At 67.1% G+C, this 23,770-nt stretch carries 19 protein-coding genes; 9 read left to right on the top strand and 10 right to left on the bottom strand.

The window, feature by feature from the left end:
* Nucleotides 1-56 precede the first annotated feature (56 nt).
* On the top strand, nt 57-1,241 hold the full coding sequence (locus BMW87_RS27830; protein WP_093080435.1) for an amylo-alpha-1,6-glucosidase: 1,185 nt from the start codon (nt 57-59) through the stop codon (nt 1,239-1,241).
* Between the two features lie 21 nt (nt 1,242-1,262).
* Here BMW87_RS27830 and BMW87_RS27825 read toward each other — a convergent pair whose 3' ends face one another.
* The 4 genes from BMW87_RS27825 to BMW87_RS27810 form a co-directional block, all read right to left on the bottom strand.
* Nucleotides 1,263-4,667 carry an efflux transporter outer membrane subunit gene (locus BMW87_RS27825; protein WP_093080433.1) on the bottom strand — a complete coding sequence of 1,135 codons (3,405 nt, stop codon included), beginning with the start codon at nt 4,665-4,667 and terminating at the stop codon, nt 1,263-1,265.
* A complete protein-coding gene (locus BMW87_RS27820) occupies nt 4,655-5,986 on the bottom strand; it encodes a hypothetical protein (protein ID WP_093080430.1) in 1,332 nt (443 codons plus the stop codon). The genes BMW87_RS27825 and BMW87_RS27820 overlap by 13 nt, the downstream gene beginning before the upstream one ends.
* A gap of 37 nt (nt 5,987-6,023) precedes the next feature.
* Nucleotides 6,024-7,322, bottom strand: a complete 1,299-nt coding sequence (locus BMW87_RS27815) for an HlyD family secretion protein (RefSeq protein WP_093052436.1) — start codon at nt 7,320-7,322, stop codon at nt 6,024-6,026.
* 540 nt (nt 7,323-7,862) lie between these two features.
* Nucleotides 7,863-8,612: an SDR family oxidoreductase gene (locus tag BMW87_RS27810; protein ID WP_093080428.1), complete on the bottom strand. Its 750-nt coding sequence runs from the start codon at nt 8,610-8,612 to the stop codon at nt 7,863-7,865.
* A 99-nt stretch (nt 8,613-8,711) separates the two neighbouring features.
* Between BMW87_RS27810 and BMW87_RS27805 the strand changes: the two genes are divergently transcribed.
* Nucleotides 8,712-9,611, top strand: a complete 900-nt coding sequence (locus tag BMW87_RS27805; protein WP_093080425.1) for an AraC family transcriptional regulator — start codon at nt 8,712-8,714, stop codon at nt 9,609-9,611.
* On the opposite strand, the gene BMW87_RS27800 is transcribed toward BMW87_RS27805, so the two are convergent.
* Together BMW87_RS27800 and BMW87_RS27795 are read right to left on the bottom strand one after the other, a co-directional pair.
* Nucleotides 9,593-10,393, bottom strand: coding sequence for a helix-turn-helix transcriptional regulator (locus BMW87_RS27800; protein WP_093080422.1), 801 nt, complete (start codon nt 10,391-10,393; stop codon nt 9,593-9,595). The genes BMW87_RS27805 and BMW87_RS27800 overlap by 19 nt on opposite strands.
* On the bottom strand, nt 10,390-11,184 hold the full coding sequence (locus BMW87_RS27795) for an acetoacetate decarboxylase family protein (RefSeq protein WP_093080419.1): 795 nt from the start codon (nt 11,182-11,184) through the stop codon (nt 10,390-10,392). Before BMW87_RS27795 ends, BMW87_RS27800 begins: the two co-directional genes overlap by 4 nt.
* 196 nt (nt 11,185-11,380) lie before the next feature.
* Between BMW87_RS27795 and BMW87_RS27790 the strand changes: the two genes are divergently transcribed.
* On the top strand, nt 11,381-11,764 hold the full coding sequence (locus BMW87_RS27790) for a response regulator (protein ID WP_093052451.1): 384 nt from the start codon (nt 11,381-11,383) through the stop codon (nt 11,762-11,764).
* Between the two features lie 46 nt (nt 11,765-11,810).
* Complete coding sequence (locus BMW87_RS27785; protein WP_256216938.1) at nt 11,811-13,523, top strand: hypothetical protein; 1,713 nt, start codon at nt 11,811-11,813, stop codon at nt 13,521-13,523.
* Between the two features lie 15 nt (nt 13,524-13,538).
* Here BMW87_RS27785 and BMW87_RS27780 read toward each other — a convergent pair whose 3' ends face one another.
* Nucleotides 13,539-14,762 (bottom strand): MFS transporter, encoded by a 1,224-nt coding sequence (locus tag BMW87_RS27780; RefSeq protein WP_371258864.1) that lies wholly within the window; start codon nt 14,760-14,762, stop codon nt 13,539-13,541.
* 86 nt (nt 14,763-14,848) lie between these two features.
* The gene (locus BMW87_RS27775) at nt 14,849-15,604 is read right to left on the bottom strand and encodes an aldolase (RefSeq protein ID WP_256216937.1); all 756 of its coding nucleotides are present in this window, start codon (nt 15,602-15,604) and stop codon (nt 14,849-14,851) included.
* 203 nt (nt 15,605-15,807) lie between these two features.
* Here BMW87_RS27775 and BMW87_RS27770 point away from each other — a divergent pair, with 203 nt between their 5' ends.
* The 4 genes from BMW87_RS27770 to BMW87_RS27750 all read left to right on the top strand — a co-directional run bounded on the left by BMW87_RS27770 (nt 15,808) and on the right by BMW87_RS27750 (nt 20,139).
* A complete protein-coding gene (locus BMW87_RS27770) occupies nt 15,808-16,806 on the top strand; it encodes an AraC family transcriptional regulator (RefSeq protein ID WP_093080412.1) in 999 nt (332 codons plus the stop codon).
* Nucleotides 16,807-16,869: 63 nt separating this feature from the next.
* Entirely contained in the window at nt 16,870-17,346 is a 477-nt protein-coding gene (locus tag BMW87_RS27765) for a MarR family winged helix-turn-helix transcriptional regulator (protein WP_093080409.1), read from the top strand.
* Between the two features lie 288 nt (nt 17,347-17,634).
* Nucleotides 17,635-18,462, top strand: a complete 828-nt coding sequence (locus BMW87_RS27755; protein WP_093052466.1) for an alpha/beta fold hydrolase — start codon at nt 17,635-17,637, stop codon at nt 18,460-18,462.
* Between the two features lie 117 nt (nt 18,463-18,579).
* Nucleotides 18,580-20,139: a cation:proton antiporter gene (locus BMW87_RS27750; protein ID WP_093080407.1), complete on the top strand. Its 1,560-nt coding sequence runs from the start codon at nt 18,580-18,582 to the stop codon at nt 20,137-20,139.
* A gap of 10 nt (nt 20,140-20,149) precedes the next feature.
* Here BMW87_RS27750 and ilvB read toward each other — a convergent pair whose 3' ends face one another.
* Complete coding sequence (ilvB, locus tag BMW87_RS27745; protein ID WP_093080404.1) at nt 20,150-21,931, bottom strand: biosynthetic-type acetolactate synthase large subunit; 1,782 nt, start codon at nt 21,929-21,931, stop codon at nt 20,150-20,152.
* Between the two features lie 65 nt (nt 21,932-21,996).
* On the opposite strand from ilvB, the gene BMW87_RS27740 reads away from it, so the two are divergent.
* Complete coding sequence (locus BMW87_RS27740) at nt 21,997-22,491, top strand: Lrp/AsnC family transcriptional regulator (protein ID WP_177142350.1); 495 nt, start codon at nt 21,997-21,999, stop codon at nt 22,489-22,491.
* A gap of 18 nt (nt 22,492-22,509) precedes the next feature.
* Here the strand turns inward: BMW87_RS27740 and BMW87_RS27735 are convergent, their stop codons facing one another.
* Nucleotides 22,510-23,508: an OmpA family protein gene (locus tag BMW87_RS27735; protein WP_093080401.1), complete on the bottom strand. Its 999-nt coding sequence runs from the start codon at nt 23,506-23,508 to the stop codon at nt 22,510-22,512.
* Nucleotides 23,509-23,770: the final 262 nt, after the last annotated feature.

Genomic DNA, 23,770 nt, shown 5'->3' with positions numbered 1-23,770 from the left:
CCGGTGCGCACGCCGGCGGGTGATAAAAAGACAGCCCCAGGCCACGATGTGTGTTCATGACCGACCTTGATGCCCCCGCGCTCGCATTGCTCGACACCTGCTCGCAGGCTTCTCTCGCGCTTCTCGAACGAAACCTGACGCCGCACGGCATCCTCGCGGCGCTTCGGACCGAGGCCGCCGAGGCCCGGCGCTACACGCGAATCTTCGGACGCGACGCTGCGATATGCGTGATCGCGATGTGCGGCAGCGGCGTGCCCGCGCTGGAACAAGGTGCGGTGGCCAGCCTCGACGCGCTCGCGGCGCAACAGGCGGCCAACGGGCAGATTCCCAAATACGTCGACCCCGAAGGGCGCGATGCCGACTTCTGGTACCTGGGCTGCATCGACGCCACCCTGTGGTGGCTGATTGCCGTGGACCACGTGCGCCGCCATGGGCAGGTCGGCCCGTCGCACTGGGCCCGCGAGGTGAGCCGCGCGGTCGACTGGCTGCTGGCGCAGGAGCACCAGCACTTCCGGCTGCTGCAGCAGAACGAAGCCAGCGACTGGGCCGACATCATGCCGCGCTCGGGCTACGTGCTGTACAGCAACGCGCTCTGGTATGAGGTCAAGCGCCGCTATGCGCTCGATCATGCCGAGGAGACGCAGCACCATTTCAACCACCTGTTCAATCCGTTCCAGCGCGACCTGCCCGAATACCACCGGGCCCGGCTGCTGCAGCACTATGCGCGCCGCGGCCGGCGCGACCCGGGCCTGTACCTCAGCTTCGTCAACCTGGCCGTGGTCGGCGACGAAGGGGACGTGTTCGGCAACGTGCTGGCCATTCAAAGCGGGCTGGCCGATCCGGCCATGGCACATCGCATCGTCGACACCATCACGCAGGCGCATGCCGGCGAGCCCTACCCCGTGCGCGTGGTGCTGCATCCGCTGTCGCGCCAGCACCCGCTGTGGCGGGCCTACATGGGGCGCCATCAGCAGAACATCGTGCACCAGTACCACAACGGTGGCATCTGGCCCTTCGTGGGCGGCTTCTGGGTGATGGCGCTCGCCAGGCTGGGCTTGCATGAACAGGCCTGGTCCGAGCTCGTTCAGCTGGCGCAGGTCAACGCGCTCGACGACTGGCGTTTCACCGAGTGGTTCCACGGCCGGACGCTGGCGCCCATGGGCATGGCCGGGCAGAGCTGGAATGCCGCGACCTTCCTGCTCGCCCGGCGAGCCTTGCTGGGCGGCGGGGCGGCTTACTGACGCCCCCGGCCAAGCCCCCGCCTAAGCAGCACTGCCCCATCCGCCTCCAAGGGCCTTGTACAGATTGACCGTGTTCACGGCCGCCTTGAGTTGCAGTTCGATCAGCTGCTGCTGCTCGGCATAGAGTTCGCGCTGCGCGTCCTGGCTGGAGAAGTAGTCCTCCATGCCGCTGCGAAAGCGCGTGCGCGAAATGCTGGCCACCTTCTCGAGCGCCTGCACGCGTGCCTGCTGCGCCTCGAGTTGCGGGAGCAGATGGTCGTCGGCAATCAGGGCGTTGGCAGTTTCGCGAAAAGCCACTTGCGCCGCGGATTCGTAAGAGGCCATTGCTGCCGCGAGCCGCGCTTCGTTGCCCTTGACGTTGGCCGACCGGCTCCCCCAGTCGAACAGGGGCAACGACACGCCCAGCACACCGGCCCAGCTGCTGTTGCTGCCATTCAGCAGCGTCGACAGCTCCCGGCTGACGCCGCCCGTGAGGGCCGTCAGCGAGATGGTCGGCAGCATGGCGGCCTTGGCCGCGCCCACGCCCGAATTGGCGGCTTCGACGCGCGCATAGGCCGCCAGCAGGTCGGGCCGACGCTGCAGCAGGCTGGAGGGCAACCCGGGCGCGACCTGCGCGGTGGAACGCTGCGGCCAGGGCCGGGCGGCGCCCGTGTCCGGCGGCACGGGTTGGCCTACCAGCACGTTCAGCCCCTGCAGATCCTGGGCGACGCGCATGCGGAACTCTTCCTGCCGCACGCGGGCGTTCTGCAACAGCGATTGCGCACGATAGACGTCCAGCTGCGCAGCACCGCCGACCGCCTTGGCGCGTCCGATCATGTCGGCATTGGCGTTCAGCGCGGCCTCGTTGGTATCGGCCAGACTCAGCAAGGCGCGGTCTGCGCGCAACGTGAGGTAGGCATTCGACACCTCGCCCACCAGGTTCATGCGCGCTGCCGCGTAGTCCTTGTCGCCGGCCTCGGCCAGGGAGCCGCTTTGCTGCGCGCTGCTCTGCTGGCGGCCGAAGAAGTCGAGCTCGTACGAGGTCACGCCGGCCTGGATGTCGAAGCTGTTGGAAACGCTCCCGTCGGACGGCAGGTTGCCGACCGGGCTGAGCGAGCCCTGCGGCGTGGTCTGCGCCCGCTGGGCATGGGCCGACAGTCCCAGTGGCGGGAACAGCGAGGCGCGGCTTCCGGCATACACGGCCCGCGCTTCGCGTGCCTTCGCGGCATAGACGCGCAGGTCGCGGTTGCGATCCAGCGCGGTTGCTATCAGCCCCCGCAGCTCGTCGTCCTGCACGAAGCCGCGCCAGTCCACGGGATCCGCGGCCGGCCGCGTCGCGCCGGCCGGCCATTGCGAAGGCATCGACAGGTCGGGCTGCTTGAGCGGCGGCGTGAAATTGCATCCGCTCACCACCAGCAGGATGCACACCGCCAGCACCAGCAGGAACAGCCGCAGGCTCAGGCGCACGAACCCTGCTTCGGGCGACCGGAAGCCCGCGCTCGCGAGCAGCGCCGACGCGGCCCGCCATGGCCGCACCTGAACGGCAACGTGGCTCGGAGGCACATTGAACACGTGGCTCACCAGGTGCTCGCGCTGCGCCTCGGTGCCGGCAAACCGCAGTTCGGCGCCGGCACGGCTGCGGCCAGCAAGGCGGGCCGGTAGCCAGCCGACGGGGTCGATGTAGACCTCCAGCAGCTGTCCGATGTGCAGGCGCTTGAACAAGCCCCCCCCCTCCATCAGTGCGCCGTCCGAAGCGATGTTGACGAAGCGCGAATCGCCCTCTCCCGCCGCGGTGCGGATACGGGTGCGAGCGCGCCAGGGGAAGCGCTCCTCCTGCTCCGGCCGGGGCAGGTCGATGCAGGCGATGAGCGCACCCAGGCAGAGGATCAGCGCAATGCCGGTCCACACGAGATTGAGCTCGTCGCCGGGCGTGAGCGCCGCACCGCGCATCACAGCCGATGCGCCCCCGCCCTGCAGCGCAACCAGCAGCCCGCCGAACACGGCGACCAGCTTCCAGTGCACGACGGTCCTGGTGCGATCGAGCCCCTTGGCCGTCACCTTGAACGGGCGACCGAAGGGCCGCAGCATCGCGCTGGCCAGCGTGCCGGTGACGGCCATCGCCGCCACGAGCTGGCTCACCTCGCTGAACACGGGCAGACAGCGCCGCTGGCTGATCCAGTAGCTGTAGGCCCAGAACATCATGAGCGGCGGCAGCCCGTAGGCGGCGAAGGCCTGCGGCGTGGCGTGAAAGACCGAGACGCCGGCATACCAGTACAGCACCGGCGCCAGCACGATCAACGCCATGAAAGGCTTGCCGAGCCAATGCAGCACCCCGTGCAGAAAATGCAGCCGCGCCGAGAGGCTGTAGCCGCTGCCGCGCAACGGCCCTTCGGGCAGCAACGCGAGCTGCACCGTGCCCAGGCACCAGCGGCTGCGCTGGTTGATGTAGTCGACGATGCTCTCGGCCGACAACCCGTTCGACAGCCGCTCGCCCAGCCAGCGCGTGACGTGGCCGTGCCGCAGCAGCAGGTAGGTGGTGTGGATGTCTTCGCACACGCTGCCGACCGGAAAGCCGCCCGCGGCAGTGATCAGGTCGCGCCGCACGATGAACGACGTGCCCACGCAGAAGGCGGAATCCGCCGCGTCCTTCGCCGGCTGCAGCACGTCGAAGAACACGCGCTGCTCGTCGACCCAGCTGTCGGTGGCGCGCAGGTTGTGCTGGATGGGATCGGCGTTGTAGTAGAACTGCGGCGTCTGCACCAGCCCGACACGGCGGTCCCCGAACAGCCCGAGCATGCGGTAGACGATCTCGCGCTGCGGCGCGAAGTCTGCGTCGAGCACAAGGATGTAGGGCGCATTGGTCACGTCCGCCGACAGGCGCAGCCCGTTGTTCAGGTTGCCGGCCTTGGCGTGGCTGTTGTCGGGCCGCCGCGCATAGTGCACGCCGCGGCGCTCGCAATAGTCGCGCAGCCAGTCGCGCCGGGTGTCGTCGAGCACCCAGACCTTCAGCTGCGGGTAGTCGATGGCCTGGGCGGCAATGATGGTCTTCTCCAGCACGGCCAGCTCTTCGTTGTACGTGCAGATGAAGACGTCCACCGCTGGCACCTGCCCGCCGCGAGCACGCAGCAGGGCCTCTCCCCGGTCGGCCAATGACTGGTTGTCGCGACGCTTCACCAGCATGTGGATGGACATCAGCGTGTAGACGATGGCGGTCATCTCGAAGCAAAGGAACACCCAGGCGAACAGTGTTTCGAAGCCGAGGTCCGAAGGCGGCATGGTGGCGACCACGCGCCAGGCTGCGTACCGCAGCAGCAGCAGCGCGGTCAGCGCGCCGAACAGCGCGCGATGGGTGATGCGATCGACCCTGGCCCAGGTCATCAGGAGCAACGCGAGCCCCGCGACGAGTGCGTTGAGCTGGAATTCCGGTGTGGCGATCAGGCTGGACATGATGGAATGACTCCCGGTGCGGCGGTCTTGCCGGTGAAGGGGTTGAAACCCGTGGCAGCCAGGGCGATCCACGCAGTGGCCCCCAGGTGCGGCCAGCGGTAGTAGTAGAAGTCCGCGCCGGCCGAGTCGGGGCCGATGGCCAGGCCGGTGGAAATGCGCGAACTCGGCGTTGCGTAGTACAGGCCGTTGCCGGCGCGTTGCGATGCGAGCAATTGCCACAGCGCCTCGGGCGCCGAGCCTGTGCGCGCCACCAGCGTGGCGGCGGCCTGCGCGCTGCCTTCGGTCCAGATGCCGTCGGGATTGCGCGAGAAGCCGTAGCCCACCTCGAAGCGATGGTGCTTCTCCATCCATTCGAGCCCGCGGGCCCAGGCACAGGAACCCTCGGGCGCTGCCAGCAGTGGCCACAGTTGCGCATCCAGGCCCGAGCTCTCGGTGGAGATGGTCGCGCCGTCTTCCTTGGTGCCGATGTTGAAACGCTGCTCCGACGGATTCCACATGCGTCCCACGAAGTCGAGCGCTGTGCGCGCCTGTCGTTGCTCCGGCCCGCCCTGCTGGCCGGCGGCACGCGCAGCCCAGGCGGCCGCCATGGCGATGTCGATGTTGTGCTCGGTGGACTTCCAGGTCTGGGCGCGCTGCGCGTTGTCCCAACCGTAACGCCCGCCGTTGTAGCCATCCACGCCGTTCGTGGCGCGCGTGTTCTGCTCGGTCCAGGCCAGCAGCTTGCGTGCGGTCGCCAGATAGGCCGGCGACGGCTCGACCTGGAACAGGTTCAGCATGAGCAACGCGGCCCAGGCCACGTTGCCGGTGGCGGTGCTCACCTGGTAGGCGTCGGCAATCCACTGCTTGCGGCCTGCGTCCCAGCGGCCGGGCAGCGCGGGCTTTTCTTCGGTGACAGGCCCGGCGCGATAGGCGTTGCGCACGCGCCCGTCGGTGAAGTTCTGGTCGTGCGCAACGGCGCGCACCACGGCATCGCCGATGCGCCTGGCGGCGGCACGGTCGCCGCAGGCCAGCAGTGCGATGCCGGCCAATGCGTTGTCGTAGGTGAAGGCAGCGCCCGCCAGCGCGGACTCGAACGGCGGCTCGCCCTGTCCGGCGTCCGTCGGCCTGTAGCTGTTGAGGAACAACGGCCCCGACGCGACGCCCGCCTGGTCGTGCGCGACCGCGCGCCGCAACCCGTCGCAGCTGTCACGTGCGAGCGCCTGCTGCGTGGCGCCGGGCTGGGCCGCCGAAGTCGCCGCTGCCGCGCAGGCCAGCGCCATCGATGCGACGGCGCACCGCATGCACCGCATCCATGCGCGGGAAAAAACAGAGATCGGCATGTCGTTCTCTTGAAGAAGAAGCGCAACGTGCCCGTGCTCAGGTCTTGAGGCTTGCGGAGACCACCTTGCCCGGCACGCAGAGACTCTGCCTGCGGGATTCGGCCTGTTGCACCCCGCTGTCCTCGATGCGTGCCACGGCATAGATGGAGCCCTGCTCGGCATAGGGGAAGGGCACGCTGTACGTGCTCTGCAGCGCCTCGGAAGCCTCGGGCAGCAATTGCTCGACACGTGCAGGCAACGCGGTGCTGTTCTCGCCGATCTTCACGTCGAGCATGGAGCCGATGCTCAACCGCTTGGCCAGCCGCGCGGGAAACACCGCGACGACGCCGATCCGGCTGCAATCGGTGACGCGCACCAGCGAGGCACCGGCAGTGACGTACGCGCCCTCGGGCGCCAGCACGGTGTGCACCAGGCCAGGCTGGGTGGCCGTGACCTGGTACGCGGCGAGCTTCTCGACGCGGCGGCGCTCATCGTCTTCAAGCTGTGTGATCTGCTTGAGCTGCTTGAAGATGGCAGTGCCGTCCTGCTGGGCGCGGTCGATGCTGTTGCGCAATGCTTCGCGCCGGCTCGAGAGCGTCTGGAACAGGTTGCTGCCCCCGGTGCCCACGAAGGCGCCCTGCCCCGCGCTCACCACGGTCTGCGCCTGCCCGGCAAAGGCCTGCTCGGCCACCGCCGCGTTGGCGCGCGCTGTGCTCAGCTGGGCCTCGGCCGCGTTCATCACCTGCTCGCTGATGGCGCCCTCTTTCAGCAATGCCTCGTTGGTGCGGACCTTGTTCTCCTGCTCGGCCACCACGCTGTGCGCCACGTCGCGCTGCCGCTGGGCGATCTGCCATGCGTCCCATGTCTGGGCTAGGGAAGCCTGGCGGTGAACCTGGGCCTCTTGCCCGACGGACCTCATCTCCTGGCTGTCGGCCTTGAACTGATTGCCCAGCTGCGACAGCTGGCTTTGCAAGGCAAGACGCTGCGTTGTCAGCGTGGTGAGGATCTCCTGGCTGACCGTGGGATTGCGCACCGTGGCCACCAGGGAGCCCGGCACCACCGCGTCGCGCGTATGCACCGCCATCTGCGTCACCACGCCGTTGATCGGCGAGGTGACCAGTCCCACGGGCGCCTCCAGGACGGCCCGCGTCGCCTGCGCGGACAGCAGCGGCTGGATCAAGGTCGCGATCATGAGCCACAGCACGAAAGCCAGCAGCGCGTAGGCCGCCAGCTTGGGAACGAATGAACCCCTCTGCCGACTTCGACCGGGCCGCGATCGGGCGCGGCGGTCGATGGTGCCGGCAATGCGCGCCGGGCGACGAAAGAGCAGATACGAAATCGGTTTGGACGCACGCATAGCCACCTCTTGAAACGTCGACGGCGCGCACCGGCAACCGTGCCGGCACATCGCCCATTGATGAAAGGGACTTGACCGAAGAACCCTGTCGAACCACGAGCCCGGAGGCCCGTTTTTTTGATGCTGCAGTGCAATAAAAGTACGTCTAAACCGCAATCCGTTCTGCTTCCGTGAGAAACAAGATGTGCGAACTTCCCATTCAGTTCGGCCGCTGAATCGGGGCAGATTCCTACATTGGTTCTAGAGTGAAGGAGATTGACAACGCAGGGCCGATCCGGCTGACCGGCGCAGTGCGTTGTTCAGGTTCTCAGGAGATTCGAGGGCGGCGCCATTTCGAGCGCCCGGCTTGCGCCGATGCCCACAGGCAGGTCTCAAGATGTGTTCGACAGGCTCACGAACAACAGCTGGTAACGATGCTGCTGTTTTCGGGCGCGTTTATCGATCCGCAGCGTTGCTTGCCTGCCGATTGAAATCGGTGCCGGTGTTGGTTTTTTATTGGCACTCGCGGGCGGGTTGCGCTGCCAACGCGAGCGTCCGATGTCAGGTCAACGCCTCGGCCAGCGCCACGGCGTCTGCGCCGGCGGGAATCCGGATCGGGCACGACGGGTCATTCGCCGCGCGCCATACAGCTTGCGCCACATCCAGCGCGTGCGTGACCGGCCCTGGCGATTGCCCCATTGCCGTGAATACGCCCTGCGCAAACTCGGCGTACGCCTGCGGAATTCCCGCCTGCATCCGGGGCTGTGCGTTCTTGCTGAAGGGAGTCTCGGGAGACCGCCCGGGCAGGACCAGGTTCACCCGCACATTGAACTGCCGGAGTTCAAGCGCGAGCGACTCGCTGAATGCGTTGACCGCCGCCTTGCTCGCGGTGTACACGGAAAGCATCGGGAGCGGCTTCAGCGTGGTGCTCGACGATACATTCACGATGACACCTGCCCTGCGTTGCCTGAACTGAGGCAGCACCGCCTGGGTCAACATCAGCGTGCCCATCGTGTTCGTCTCGAAGATTTCGCGGGCAAGCTCCATCGAGCTGCCTTCGAGAACGCCCAGCAATCCGATGCCTGCGTTGTTGACCAGCACGTCGATTGGCCCCGCGGCCTCCACGGCCTGGCGAATGCTTTCAGGGTCGGTGACGTCGAGCGCGAGCACGCGCAGGCGATCGGAACGGGGCAAAACGTCTTCGCGTGGCGTGCGCATCGTGGCGACGACATTCCAGTCGCGCTCGAGGAAGTACTTGGCGGTCTCGAGGCCGAAGCCGGACGAGCATCCGGTGATCAGAACGGTCTTCAATGGGGACTCCATCAGTGGTTGCAATACCGAGAAGATTAGGCTTCGCAGGCCGGACTTTCTACAATCCATCGTCCGCATTTATCGTTCAATAGTCCGACCATGATCGATCCGCTCACTGAGGTGGTCTCGCTGCTTCAACCGGGTGCCCAGCTCTCCAAGATCGTCAGCGGCGCGGGCTCCTGGACCGTCCGGCGTTCGGAAGCCGGGCGGCCCTTCTACTGCGTGATCGTCGAGGGGTCGTGCCGCCTCGAGGTCGACGGCCAGGAGCCGATCACCCTCCAGGAGAAAGACTTTGTACTGATCCCCTCGGCGCATGGCTTCACGATGTCGAGCCTCGAGGCGCCGACGACATCCGAAGGGATCGATCCGTCGACCGTCTCCTTCCTCGAGGGTGAAACGCGCCATGGCAATCCAGGCGGTCCGCCCGACGTTCGCTTGCTGGTGGGCTATTGCGTCTTCGGCTCGCCGGATGCGGCCCTGCTGGTAACGCTCCTGCCGGAACTCATCCATGTTCGCGACGAGAGCCGGCTGGCTGCCCTCGTGCAATTGGTGGTGGGAGAGTCCCGCGAGCAGCGGCCCGCGCGCGACGTCATCCTGTCGCGCCTTCTCGAAGTGCTTTTCATCGAAGCCCTCCGGTCCACTGCGGGAACTGCGGCATCGCCAGGCCTCGTTCGCGGGCTTGCCGATCCGCGCCTCGCGGTTGCAATCCGGCAGATGCACGAAAGCCCGACCCGGCCCTGGACAGTTGCGCAGCTGGCGAAAGAGGCGGCCCTCTCGCGCTCGACGTTCTTCGAGCGCTTCAGCCGCACAGTGGGTGTCGCGCCGATGGAATACCTCCTTGCCTGGCGAATGGCCATGGCAAAGAACCTGCTGCGGCGCAAGGAAGCTGGCATTGCCGAAGTTGCGCAGCGCGTGGGGTACAGCTCCGCAAGCACATTCAACGTCGCGTTCACCCGGTATGTCGGGATGCCGCCGGGGCGCTATGTACGTGCCATGTAGTTGCCCGGCGTCACGCCGAAGCAGCGGCGGAACCAGCGCGAGAAATGAGCCTGGTCCGTGAAGCCGCATTGCGCCGCCACGTCGGCCGCCGCGCACCCCTCGCGCAGCAGCGCCTTGGCCCTGCCGATGCGCGCGAGCCGCGCATAGTGCGCCGGCGTCACGCCGACGGCCACGCGGAACAGGCGATGAAAGTGCTCGCGCGACATGCCCAGCCGCCGGGCCAGCGCGCCCGGATCGATGCGGCAGGCATCCTCGGTCGCCAGCGCGTCGCAGACGGCCTCCACGCGCGCGTCGCCCGCATGCCGTTCGACCGCCACCAGTTCGCCGCTGGTCTGCGCTCCAAGAACCTGCTCCAGGAGCCGGCCGACCTGCGCACCGTCTTCCGCCAGCGCTGTGACAGCCAGTGCATCGACCATGGCCGCGTCTTGCCAGACGCTCCGGCGCAGCACACCCCGCTGGCCCTGCGGCCATCCGAAGCGCGCGCCAACCCAGACGTGCGGCACATACAGCATCACCATGCGAAAGCCCTGCGCGCTCACGCCGGCGGTGTGAAGCATGAAGGGCGCCATCAGCACCAGGTCGCCCGCCTGCGCCACCTGCCGCTCGCCGGCGCAGGTGAATTCGCAGCGGCCTTCAAGGATTGCGCCAACGCTCCACTCTGCATGCCAATGCAACTCGAAGCGCGCCTTGGGGTCGGCCGCGAACATCGCCTCGACCTGCGCGCCGTCTTCCATCGGCAGGCCGATCACATGCGAGGCGGGTGAGCTTGTACGCGGGTTCATCCCTCCAAGGGTAGCGCCCCCCGCACCGTGATGCCCATCCAGCCGGCGCTGGCGGTCGTGGCGTCCACAGGTCCGAGCAGCGCCAGCTCTTCGACCGGGTGATCGTGGAACCGCAGCGTCGCACTGCCACCGGCCCAACCCGACTCGACGCGGTCGATGATGTCGGCGCGCAGATAGCGCGGCACAGCCACGCTGCCCGGCTGCGTCAGGTCGGGCCAGCCGATGGCGCCGATGGTCGGTGCCGCCAGAAAACCCAGGCGCCCGGCCTTCTCGCCCGACAGCGTGACCGAAGCGTCGACGAGCCGTCGCTCCTTCACGCTGAGACTCGCGCCCAATTGGCTGCCGGCCGACAACGGCGCAGCCGCCGGATGGATCAGCGGCATGCTGCGCGTGAGCCAGGTCTGGCCGATCTTCTTGGGCCAGCCCTGGAGCCAGCCGCGCAGCAGCGAGATGTCCTGGTCCACGTAGATCAGCGGGCAATAGAAGCACAAGCGCGCATCGCCAACGCCCGGCTTTGCCGCGATTTCGAGCACAACGATGGTCTCGCGGTACTGCGCGTACACGGGGTCGAGCAGCTCGCGGCCATCGTCACCACAGGCCTGCCAGTCGGCGAAGTGGACGCAGCCCTTGCCGGTGGCCGTGCCGAGCTCGGCCGGCACCAGCGCCGCACCAAGCGCGGCATCGAATTCGAAGGCTACGTTGACGAGCCAGCCGGCGTAGTGCCAGGGCGGTGCCTGCACAAGCGCGCTGCGGCCGGAGGATGTGAAAGGAGGCGTAAAAGATTGCGGCATCGGATGTGGACAAGTTCAAGACCGCCGCACGATATGGCCGCATACACCGCCGCGTCTTGTACGCCAGTGATCCCGCTACGACAGATGACGGTGTTGTCCGACTCGCCCCACCCCGTCGGCAGACACAATGACCGCCTCGGCCGAGACAAGCCGAACGAACACAACGAGAAGCTCCCGGCTCCGCACGATGACCCCGATGACCCGTATCTATCTGATTGAAGACAACCCCCTGATCGCCACCACGCTGACCGACGGGCTGCAAGAATTTTCCGAATGCAATGTGATCGGCACCGCCACCACCTCCGGCGCCGCCATCGACTGGCTCAAGAAAAACCCCGAAGGCTGGGACGCGGCCGTCATCGACATCTTCCTGGCCGAAGGCAACGGGCTCACCGTGGCGCAGTACCTGCAGGAGCACAAGTCGCCGGCGCAGCGCACGGTGGTTCTCATGAACTACGCAACCTCCGAGGTGCGCGAAGGCGCGCTGTCCGCGGGCGTGGATGCGGTGTTCGACAAATCACTGCAGCTCGAAGCCTTCTACGACTTCTGCAAGACGCTGAATATCTCGCCGCGCCGTTGAGGCGGCGGTCGCAAGCGGAGCGGCTCATCGCGGCACAATCGCCCGCGTGCCGACCTTCAAACACAGCCTGACTGCCGGCCTCGCGCTGGCGTTCGCCCTTGGTGCCGCGGCCGAGCCGGTGCTACTCGTCACGTCGCCCGCCGTCTTGCAGGCCGCGGAAAAGTCCGGCGCAGGTTTTGCGCACTGGACCGGCGAAGCGCCGGGTAGCGACGGCATCGCCACCAACCAGGCCCTGATGCGCTCGCCCGCCTGGCGCTCCATCGCCGAGCCGCTGAGCGCGAGCCTCTCCAGCCTCCAGCGGCGCGACAGGCAGGCCGGCGTCGGTATCTCCAAATATCCGCACCGGCTGTTCGATGCGCGCTGGCTTGCGAGCCCCGATGCCTTCTTCGAACTGGTGGGCGTCGCCAACCGCATGGACCGGCGGCCCTTCCAGAGCAACGCATGCGGTGAGACGCGGCTGGTGTACCGCCTGGCCTATCGCACCGCCGCGATGCAGTCGCGGCTGCCGATGATGGTCAACGTCGAGCTGCGCGGCGATGCGCCCGATGCCGATGGCAGTTGCGCGAGCACAGCGAAGCGCTGGCAGCCGCCGCAAGCGTCGATGACCGACGAGGCAACGGGCCGTTGGCTGGTGTCGGCCAATGGTCCGCTAGCGCCGCAGCGCCTGGCGCTCGCGCGCATCGCGCAGGTCACGACCAACCTGCAGAGCGTTCGCTGGCCCTCGGCGGTGCGGCCCGATCTGGGCGGCCATGCCGAATACATGCTGCGCGCCTTCCGCTGGAATGCAGGCGCGAAGCGCTTCGACGTTGCACCGCTGGAAAACACACCCGACATCGCGAAGCTCAAGGCCAGCGCCCCTCTGCGCAGGGAACTGCAGCAATGGCTGCAGCAGCCCGCCAATTTGCGCGCGCTGGACGAAGCTACCTTGCAGATTCCCGAGAAATTCCTCGCGACCGAAGCCGTCTCGGTCGCGCCGCGTGGGCTCGAACGGCTGGCGAACCGCCCCTTCGAGCAGCTCTTCGCGCCAGGCGAATGGCAGGCCGTTCAGGGCAGCCGAACGCTGCAATCACCGCAGGCAGTGCTGCGCCGCCTCGACGACCTGAGTTGCGCGGGCTGCCACCAGAGCCGCGCAGTCGCGGGCTTTCACCTGCTCGGAGTAGACCGGCGCGGTGCATCGCGGACCTTCACCACGGGCAACGCGCTGGCGGTGCCGCACTCGCCGCATGTGCAAGACGAACTGGCACGTCGCGGCACCTATGTGCGGGCCTCGCTGTCGACGCCGCGGCCCGATCCGTTCCGCCCGCTGGCCGAGCCCGACGATGCGAACGCCGTGGCCGAGAAGCCGACGGTCGGCGCGCGCTGCGAACCCACCCGCATCACCGCATCCGCCAATCCATGGCTGGACCGTGCCGAGAAGCTGCCGCGCATCTCCTGCGAAGGCATGCTCTCCGTGTGCGAGAAAACCTCGGTCGGCTTTCCGGGCGGCATGTGCTCGGGCCCCTGCGATCCGGGCGACAAGAACGGCACCTGCGGCGGCATCGCGATCCTCAGCGACTTCAACAGCTGCCTCGCCGCGAAGAAGCCCTTCGGCGAATGCCTGGCGAAGCACACGCGGCCCGGCAACCTGCGCAGCTGCTCGGTGCAGCAGCCCTGCCGCGACGACTACATCTGCGCGCAGGCCGAGGGCCAGCCCGAAGGGCGCGGCGCGTGCATACCGCCCTACTTCCTTTTCCAGATGCGGGTGGACGGGCACTCCTGACGACGGTCACTTCGCTCATTCGTTCGCGGTCGGGCGCATCAGCCAGGCAGAGACGGCGGCCACCACACCGAGCACCGCGACATAGATGCCCACCGGCACGATGCTCGAATACTTCGCCACCAGCGTGGCCGCGATGATCGGCGCAAGCCCGCCGCCGATGGCCGCCGCGAACTGGATGCCGATCGAGATGCCCGAATAGCGCAGCTCGGCCGGAAATTGCGCCGCATACAGGTTCGACTGCGGCGCGAACATCAGCGGGTAGTTGATCGACAGTGCCACCACCATGGCCACGGTGTACGCCGTGAGCGATCCGCTGCCAATGGCCTGGAACAGCGGCACCGCCATGACCGCCAGCAGCAGCCCGCCGAACACGTAGAGCCGCCGCGCGCCGACCTTGTCGGCAAGCCAGCCGCTGGCCGGAATGGTGAAGACCATCACGGTCGAGCCGGCGATCAGCGCGTGCAGCGCATCGGAGCGCGAGAAGCCCAGGCGGCTGGTCGCATACGAGATCGAGAACACAAGAATGGTGTAGATCAGCGTCACCTCGGCCAGCTTGCCGCCGATGGTCAGCAGCAAGGGCTTCAGGTGCGCCACCACGACCTCGCGCGCCGGCAGCGCCGCCGTCTTCTGTTGAACCTTGACCTGCATGAACTCGGGCGACTCCTGCACCTTCATGCGGATGAACACGCCCAGCACGATCAGCACCGCGCTCGCAAGAAACGGCAGCCGCCAGCCCCAGCTCAGGAAGCTGGCCTCGGGCAACTGAGTGACCAGCGCGAAGGCGCCTGACGACAGCAGCACGCCGATGGGTGCGCCCATCTGCGGCATGCTGCCGACAAGCGATTTCCATTTGGGCGGCGCATGCTCCACGGCCATCAGCATCGCGCCGCCGAGCTCGCCGCCGAACGACAGGCCCTGCCCGATGCGCAGCAGCACCAGCAGCACCGCGGCCCACAGGCCGATCGATTCGTAGGTCGGCAAAAGGCCTATCAGCACGGTGCAGATACCCATCAGCAGCAGGCTCAGCGTGAGCATCGACTTGCGGCCCAGCCGGTCGCCGTAGTGCCCGAAGATGATGCCGCCCAGCGGCCGGGCGAGCATGCCGCTCGCAAAGGTGCCGAAGGCCGCCAGCGTGCCGACGGTGGGGTCGAAGTTGGGAAAGAAGAGCTTGTTGAACACCAGCGCCGCGGCCGTGCCGTAGGCAAGGAAGTCGAAGGCCTCGATGGCCGTGCCGACCATGGTGGCGGCGCCGATCTTCCACACGCTCTGGTGCTTTCTCTCCACGGTGGTAGCCGCTTGTGCCTGCAATGGCGAGGCGATGCTGTTCATGGCTGCTCCTGCGTGATCTGTCGCGCGAACATCGCGAAACTGGCGTTGACGATGCTGCGCTGCAGAAGGAAGTCGTGCGACTCCTTCGCCAGCACAGGATCCACCAGCTTGAGCCGCCCATAGGCCGACTGCGCGATCAACTGGTTGCGCGCCGCGCGCTCGATGAGCACCGACATGTAGAGAGACTCCTCGATGGTCGCCGTGGCGGCCAGGAAGCCGTGGTTGGCCAGGAGCACGCAGCGCTTCTTGCCCAGGGCTGCGGAGATGATCTCGCCCTCGACGTCGGCAATCGGCAGGCCGGGCCACTCGGGCAGGAACGCGCAGTCGTCGAAGAAAGGCGTGGCGTCCATGTGTGCGATCTGCAGCGGCTCGCCCGTCATCGACAGCGCCGAGACGTACGGCGGGTGCGTGTGGATCACGCAGTTCACGTCGGGCCTGCGCCTGTAGACCCACAGGTGGAAGCGCACCGCGGGGTTGGGCACGCCGCGGCCTTCGAGCACGCGCAGCGAATCGTCGATGCGCATGACCGACTGCGGGCGGATCTCGGCGAAGGCATGCGCGAGAGGTGTCGTCAGGAAGGTGCCGTCGGGCTGGCGCACGGTGACCTGTCCGGCCAGGGTTTCGGAGTGCCCTTCCTTGGCGAGGATGCGGCAGCTGAGCGCGAGCTTTTCGGCCTCGCTCCAGTTGCCGTAGCTGAGGCCGTCGAGAGACGGCGCGGGGGTGTCGTGGGTTCCTGGGCTCGTATCGTTCACGCTGTGGCTCCTTTGCATCGGCGGGGTGCGGCCAATGTAAGAAGCGGTGTGCGGTTTGCTCTTGCGCGTGGGCGCACGCGGGTTGATCCAGCGTGCCAACTAGTGGAAAGTCTTAAGTCCTGCCCAACGGATGGCCGCCTAGACTGCATCCGACTGCACCTGCTTGGCACGAAGCGTGCGGGCCAACGGCAGGAGCCCCACCCATGCACCACGACACAGCAGCATCCGGCCTGAGCTTCGCGCCCTGCTTCCGCCCGTTCTATCCGGGCGACGTGCAGGGCTACTCGAACGCACTCGATTCGCTGGTCTACCCCGGCGAACTGAGCGTGCAGGACAGCAACCCGCGCATGAGCCTCGAAGCCTGCCGCCTCGTGGGTGGCGGGCTGGCCATCAGCTTCGCCTCGACGCCGCTGGCGGTTCGCCATGACACGGCGCTGGCCTCCACCGGAGGTATGGGCGGCACGGGCGACGTGCTCGCGATGATTGCCGTCGAAGGCGAAGGCACCATCGACCAGGGCGGCCGGCGCATGCCCTTCCGCAAGGGCGACATCACCTTCCGCACCACCCGGCTTCCCTCCACCTGCACACTGACCTCGCCCGGCAAGCTGGTGATGCTGCGCTTGCCCTCCGACCGGTTCTTCGGCATCTATGCCGACCTGCACGACCGCTTCGTGCCCTCGATCGCGCAGGCCGACTCGCGCCTGGCCGAGGCCGCCCGCGCGCACATGGGGCATGTGTTTCCCGGTACGGCACAGGCTGCGCCGGCGCTGGCGTATTTTTCGGAGCAGTCGCTCGTCTCGCTGCTGGCCGCGACCTATTGCGAATCGATGGGCGAATCGGTCGCCGAAGACGCGGCCGACGGCAAGCGCCGCGAGCGCGACCGCTGGCAGCGGCTGGTAGCGTTCATCGAGGCGCACCTCGGCGATGCGGAGCTGTCGGTCGATGCGGTCTCGAAGGAGCTTGGCATTTCGAAGCGGCTCACGCACCGCCTGTTCGAGATGCAGCGCACGCAGTACGGCACGTACCTCAAGGTGCGCCGCCTGGAGCGCGCGAAGGACGAACTGCAGAACCGGCGGCTCGACCACCTGAGCGTTTCGGAGATCGCCTATCGCAACGGCTTTGGCGATGCGAGCCATTTCAGCCGCTGCTTCAGGAGCCAGTTCGGAACGCCGCCCGGGGCCTATCGCCGATCGCCGGACTGAAGGGTTCGCGCGGCCGGAGAAATATTGCTTGCCATTAGATCGCATGCGATTTAATATTCGCCCATGCCTGCCAAGCGCTCCACCGCCCAACCCGTCGACGCCCCTGCGAGCAATTCACTGGTATTGGACGAACAGCTCTGCTTCGCCGTCTACTCGACGATGTTGAGCCTCAACAAGGTGTACCGCGGCCTGCTGCGCGACCTGGATCTCACCTACCTGCAATACCTTGTCATGCTGGTGCTGTGGGAAAAGGACGAGATCAACGTCTCCGAAATCTGCACCCGCCTGTCGCTCGAGACCACCACCCTCACCCCGCTGCTCAAGCGGCTCGAAGCCCGCGGACTGATCCAGCGCGTGCGTTCGCCCAGGGACGAGCGCCAGGTCATCGTGTCGCTCACGGCCGGTGGCCGTGCGCTGCGCGCCAAGGCGCAGGGGCTGCCGGGTTGCGTCGCGCAGGCCATGGAGTTGTCTCCCGACCAGATCGGCGCGCTGCGCACCCAGTTGCTGGGTCTGCGCGCCAGCCTCGACAGGAACGCGTGATGCGCTGCCGCTTCGCCGTTCCTGTTTTTTCAGGCCAATTACATCGCATGCGATATTAATTCATACGATACAAAACTCATCTCAACCACGTCACTCAAGGAGCGCACCATGTCCGCAAACAGCAAGAACCCCACCGCCACCCCGACCCGCCGCAGCCTGCTGGTCGGTGGCGCTTCCGTCGCAGCCGGGGCCCTCGTGGGGACCGGCTTTTCCCAGGCGGCGTCCGCCGCCTCCACTTCTGCGCCGAACCAAGGCGCCATCCATCGTTCTTTGAAAGGAACACGCACCATGAGCAACACCATCGTCACCAAGGACGGCACGCAGCTGTATTTCAAGGACTGGGGTTCCGGCCAGCCCGTCGTGTTCAGCCACGGCTGGCCACTGAACTCCGACAGCTGGGAATCGCAGATGCTGTTCCTCGCATCGCAGGGCTATCGCACCGTGGCGCATGACCGCCGCGGCCATGGCCGCTCCAGCCAGCCCTGGAACGGCAACGACATGGACACCTACGCCGACGACCTCGCCACCGTCATCGAGACGCTGGACCTGAAGAACGTGATCCTGGTCGGCTTCTCGACCGGCGGCGGCGAAGTGGCGCGCTACATCGGCCGCCACGGCACCAAGCGGGTGGCCAAGGCTGCGCTGATCTCGGCCGTGCCGCCCCTGATGCTGAAGACCGCCGCCAACCCCGGCGGCCTGCCGATCGAAGTGTTCGACGGCCTGCGCGCCGCGCAACTCGCGAACCGCTCGCAGTTCTACAAGGACGTGCCCTCGGGCCCCTTCTTCGGCTTCAACCGCCCCGGCGCCAAGGTGTCGCAGGGCCTCATCGACTCGTGGTGGGTGCAAGGCATGGCGGGCGGCCACAAGAACACCTACGACTCGATCAAGGCGTTCTCGGAAACCGACTTCACCGAAGACCTGAAGAAGTTCGACGTGCCCACGCTCATCGTTCACGGCGACGACGACCAGATCGTGCCGATCGGCGCTGCCGGCCTGGCCTCGGCCAAGCTGGTGAAGAACAACAAGCTGATCGTCTACCCCGGCGCACCGCACGGCCTGACCGATACGCACAAGGACAAGTTCAACGCCGACCTGCTGGCGTTCGTGAAATCCTGATAGTCCCGACAGCCTGATGAAAAGGGGCCCGCAACCGGGCCCCTTTTCTTTTCATCGGGCGTAGATGGATCCACCTCTTAGTATTCGGGGAAAACAACACCCAGACCGAGGGCCTCGATGGACATCTTCGAAAACGTGCTGGTCATGCTGATCGCCGCCTGCCTGCTGTTGCAGCTCTCGCGGCGCCTCGCACTGCCCTATCCGTCGATGCTGGCGCTGGCCGGCGTGTGCCTGGGCGCGATGCCCTGGGTGCCGCACATCAGCCTCGACCCGCACTTGGCGCTGGCGCTATTCATCGCGCCTGCCCTCCTCGATTCAGCCTTCGACATCTCTCCACGCGAGCTGCGGCGCAACTGGATGCCGCTGATCTCGCTGGTGCTGGTGGCGGTGCTGCTGACCACGGCGGTGGTCGCATGGGCCGGCTGGGCTTTCGCGGGCCTGCCGCTGGCGGCCGCGATCACGCTCGGCGCCATCGTCGCGCCGCCCGACGCTGTGGCCGCGGCTGCGGTGATGCAGCAGTTCCGCATTCCGCGGCGCACGCTTTCGATCATCAACGGCGAGAGCCTGCTCAACGACGCAGTGGCGCTGCTGGTATTCGGCGTGGCGGTGTCGGCAGCCGGCGCCGCGCACGTGTCCATGACGAGTTCGCTGCCGATGCTGCTGGTCGCGGTGCCGGGCGGTGCGCTGGTCGGCTTCGCGTTCGCCAAGCTCAACATCCACTTCGGCTCGCCGCTCTTCGCGGGCACGCGCTCAGCCATCATCTTCCAGTTCGTGATGACCTTCGGCGCGTGGATCGTGGCCGAGCGGCTGCACCTGTCGCCGATCATCTCGGTGGTTGCCTTCGGCATGACGCTGGGGCAGTTCGCGCCAAAGCACCATGCGCCGCGCGACCGCGTGCACTCCTACGCGGTGTGGGGCGCGGTGGTGTTCACGCTCAACGTGCTGGCCTTCTTCCTGATGGGGCTGCAAGCGCGCAGCATCCTCGAAAGGCTGTCAGGACCGCAGCTGGTGCATGCCCTGCAGTTCGCCGGCCTCGTGCTGGTGCTGGTCATCGCGGTGCGGGTGGTCTGGGTGCAGATCTACGGGGCCGCGATGCGCACGTACAAGCTGCGCCTGATCGCCCAGGGGCACGACATTCCGGTGCCGTCCAGGCGCATCGGGTTGCTGGTCGGCTGGTCGGGCATGCGCGGGCTGGTGACGATGGCCACGGCCTTCGCGCTGCCGGCGGATTTTCCGGGGCGCGACCTCATCGTGCTCAGCGCATTCGCAGTCGTGCTGGGCACGCTGGTGATCCAGGGCTTCACCATCGGGCCGCTGATCAGGGCATTGAAGATCGAGCCCGACGCATCGCTCGACAAGGAGGTGTCGCTCGCGCGCACCGCGATGATGGATGCGGCGCTGTCGGCCCTCGAAGCCGAAGAAAGCCGCGAGGCCGACGCCGTGCGCGACGAATACCGCGCGGCGCGCGTGCTGGCGCAAGACGAGCGCCAGCCGCAGGCGAAGACGGCGCACGACCGGCTGCGCGCCGTGGCGATCCGCGCGCAACGGCAGGCGCTCGAAGCACTGCGCCACAGCGGGCAGATCGAGGACGACGCCTACCACCAGCTGGAAGAAGAGATGGACTGGGCCGAGCTCAACGCCATTCCTGCGAACGACGTGCGCCTGCAGAGCGTCTAGAACCCTGCGCTCAGGATTCCTCGTACCACCTGTCCTTCGCCAGCATCACCCGGTGGTGCCCATGCCCCGAGGGCATCATCGGAAAGCAGTTCTCCTGCGCCGCCACCTGCACGTCGAGAAAGAACGGCCCCTGGCTCGCCAGGCATTCGGCCAGCGCGTCTTCCAGCTCGGCCGGGTCCGACACCCGCCGCGCGCCCCAGCCGAAGGCCTTGGCCAGCGCCACGAAATCGGGCAATGCCTCGTTCCAGCTGTGGCTCAGGCGGTTGCCGTGGTTCAGCTCCTGCCATTGCCGCACCATGCCCATGTAGCCGTTGTTGCACAGCACCAGCTTCACCGGCACGCGATGCTGCACGGCAGTGGAGAGCTCCTGGATGTTCATCAGCACCGAGGCATCGCCGCTCACGCACACGGTCAGCGCTTCAGGGTGGCCGATCTGCGCGCCGATGGCGGCGGGCAGGCCATAGCCCATGGTTCCGGCCCCGCCGGAGGTGAGCCAGTGGCGCGGGCTGTCGAAGCGCAGGTACTGCGCGGCCCACATCTGGTGCTGGCCCACGTCGGTCGACACGATGGCATTGCGACCGCCGATGGCGCTCTGCAGCGACGACATCAGCTGCTGCGGCAGGATCGAGTCCTCGCGCGCTTCGAAGGCCAGGCAGTCTTCCGCGCGCCAGCGCTCGATGCGCGCCCACCACGGTGCAAGGCGCTCTGGCGCGAAGCCCTCCGCTGGCAGCAGCGCCAGCAGGCCTTCGAGGATCACCTCGCAGTCGCCCACCATCGGCACGTCCACGCGCACCACCTTGTTGATGCTGCCAGGGTCGATGTCGATGTGGATCTTGCGTGCATGCGGACAGAACTCGTCGAGCTTGCCGGTCACGCGGTCGTCGAAGCGCGCGCCGACGCACACCACGAGGTCGGCCTCGTGCATTGCAAGATTGGCTTCGAGCATGCCGTGCATGCCCAACATGCCGATGAACTTCGGGTCGGACGCGGGGAACGCGCCCAGCCCCATCAGCGTGAGCGTGCACGGTGCGTGCAGCAGGTTCACGAGCTTCGCAAAGGCCCCGCACGCGGCAGGCCCCGAATTGACCAGCCCGCCGCCGCCGTAGATGACGGGCCGGCGCGCGGTCGAGAGCAGGTCGGCGGCGCGCTGCATCATGGCCTTGGGCGGCAGCGCCATGCGGCTCGTGCGCAGGGCCCGCAGCGGCGCTGGCTCGGGGGCCTGGCCCAGGCGGTCGAGCTGGATGTCCTTCGGCACGTCGAGCAGCACTGGCCCAGGGCGGCCGGTGGTAGCGATCTCCAGCGCGCGGCGCACCAGCGAGGGCACGTCGTCGGCCGAGCGCACCTGCCGGTTCCACTTGGTCACCGAACGCGACATGCCCAGCGCATCGCTCTCCTGGAACGCCTGCGTACCGATGACGGCCGTTGCCACCTGCCCGCTGATGCAAAGCACCGGCACCGAATCGCTCATGGCATCGAGCAGCCCGGTGATGGTGTTGCCCACGCCCGGCCCCGAAGTGACCAGCACCACGCCCACGCGGCCGGTGCTGCGCGCATAGCCTTCGGCCGCATGCACGGCCGCCTGCTCGTGGCGCACCAGCACATGGCGCAGCCGCGGCTCGCCGTGCAGCGCGTCGTACAGCGGCAGCGCCGCGCCGCCGGGGTAGCCGAAGATGGTGTCCACGCCACACTCGACCAGCGTGTCGAGCAGGGCTTCGGCGCCGTTGCGAATGCGCGCTGGCGTTTCCGGGTGAAGAGAGAGGGAGGGCGTGAGGGGTAGGTCGAGCAGTCGCATGCCGTCAATTCTTCCGGTTCGGGAGCAAAATATGCTTCTTTCTTTTGGCTCTTTAAGCTCGATTAATGAAAACCAATCGGCAAACACCCGGCGACAACGAAGGATCTTTTGACAAGACCGACCTGGCGATCCTGCGCGTGCTGCTGCTCGACTCGCGCAAGACCCTGCAGGAGATCGGCAACGAGGTCGGCCTGTCGCCCACCAGTTGCTGGACGCGCATCAAGAAGCTCGAAGCCTCTGGCGTCATCAAGCGCTACACGGTCGACGTGGATCCGGCCAAGCTCGGCTATCACGACTCGGTGATCGTGCAGGTCACGCTCGAAAGCCACACCGACGAGACCCTGTACGACTTCGGCCGCGTACTCGCGACCATTCCCGAGATACAGGAGGCCTACCTGGTGTCGGGCGACTACGACTACTACATCCGCATCGCCGTGCGCGACACGCGCGACTACGAGCGGCTGCTGCGCGAAAAGCTCTACAAGATCCCGGGCATCCGGCACAGCAAGTCGCACTTCGTGCTGCGCGTGCTGAAGGAAACCAGCGTGCCGGTCATTTGAGGGCGCGAGCGAGCTCCTTCATAGGCGGATCAGTTCCACCCGCCGGTTCTTCGCCCGCCCCGCCTCGTTGTCGTTGGGCGCCACCGGCTCTGACGCGCCCGCACCGCGCGTGGTGAAGCGGCGCGGATCCACCCCAGCCTTCACCAGCACCGCGATCACCGCCAGCGCGCGGCGCTTCGACAGGTCGTCGTTGTGCTTCGCCTCGCCCTGCGCATCGGTGTGCCCCACCACCGACAGCTTCAGCGGCGGGTTGCTGCGCATCAGCTTGGTCATCTCGTCGAGCGTGGGCTGCGACTCGGGGCGGATGATGTCCTTGTCCAGGTCGAACAGGATGCCGTAGAGATTGACGCGCCCCGTCTCCGCCAGGCTCTTCTGCATGGCCGTCGCGTCGACGAACACGATCTTGTTGTCTTCCATCGCCTTGCTCTCGACCACGCGCACGAAGGCGTGGTTGCCGACATCGGCGTTGTGTTCGGCCAGCGCGATGCTGGCGTAGACGGTGCCCGTGGGCCCGGCCTTCTTCGCCAGCAGGTAGCGGCCGCTCACCGAAAAATAGTTGCGCGCGTAGTCGCCGCGGCTGCCCAGGCGCGGCCACTCGGGGTCGTCGAAGGCCAGCGCAAAGTCGTAGGGCGTATTGGTGTCCACGCTGCCTGGCCGCGGCTTGTAGCAGGAGGCATTGGCCGTGCCGCAGGTAAAGAGCACCTCGAAGCCCTTGGCCTTCAGGCTGGACTCGTAGTTGCGCTGCACTTCGAGGAGCGAACGGTCCTTCGGCAGCCTGTAGAGGTAGAGCGTCACCTTGCCCTCGACCTTGAGCAGGTCGGGCTTGCCGCCGGCCCAGTTCTGGAACGGCTCCTTGATGAGGCCGACCTCGTCGTAGGCGGCGGCCTTGTAGCCGTCGAGCACCGCGCCCTCGTAGCGGCCAACCAGCGGGTGGTCCTTGGCGGGCTCGGCGGCGCCCGTGGCGAGCGAAAGCAATGCCATGCCGGCGAGGCTGGCCAGGAACGCGAGCGTTTTCATCGGTGCATCGGGCAGAGTGCGGCAAGAGCGGCGACGCGCTCCATGCTAGGGCGCGAGGCCGCCGCTGTGCATTCGACGGACGGCCTATGCCATTCAAGAATTTGCGGCAAGTTGCCTGGTTTGGCCGGAAAGGCTGGGCGAGGACATAATTGCGCCCGCCCGCGTGAGCGGGAGTCTGGGCTCGTCAAAAGATGGCTACAGCACGGTGCCGGCAATCGTCCGGCGCATCCACAGCACGCGAAAAGTGATTTCCGAGGCAGAA

Source organism: Variovorax sp. OV084, assembly GCF_900111625.1.
In the GTDB taxonomy this organism is placed as follows: domain Bacteria; phylum Pseudomonadota; class Gammaproteobacteria; order Burkholderiales; family Burkholderiaceae_C; genus Variovorax.
The sequence above is the reverse complement of the archived record's forward strand: the minus strand, read 5'-3'. Positions and strand labels throughout refer to the sequence as shown.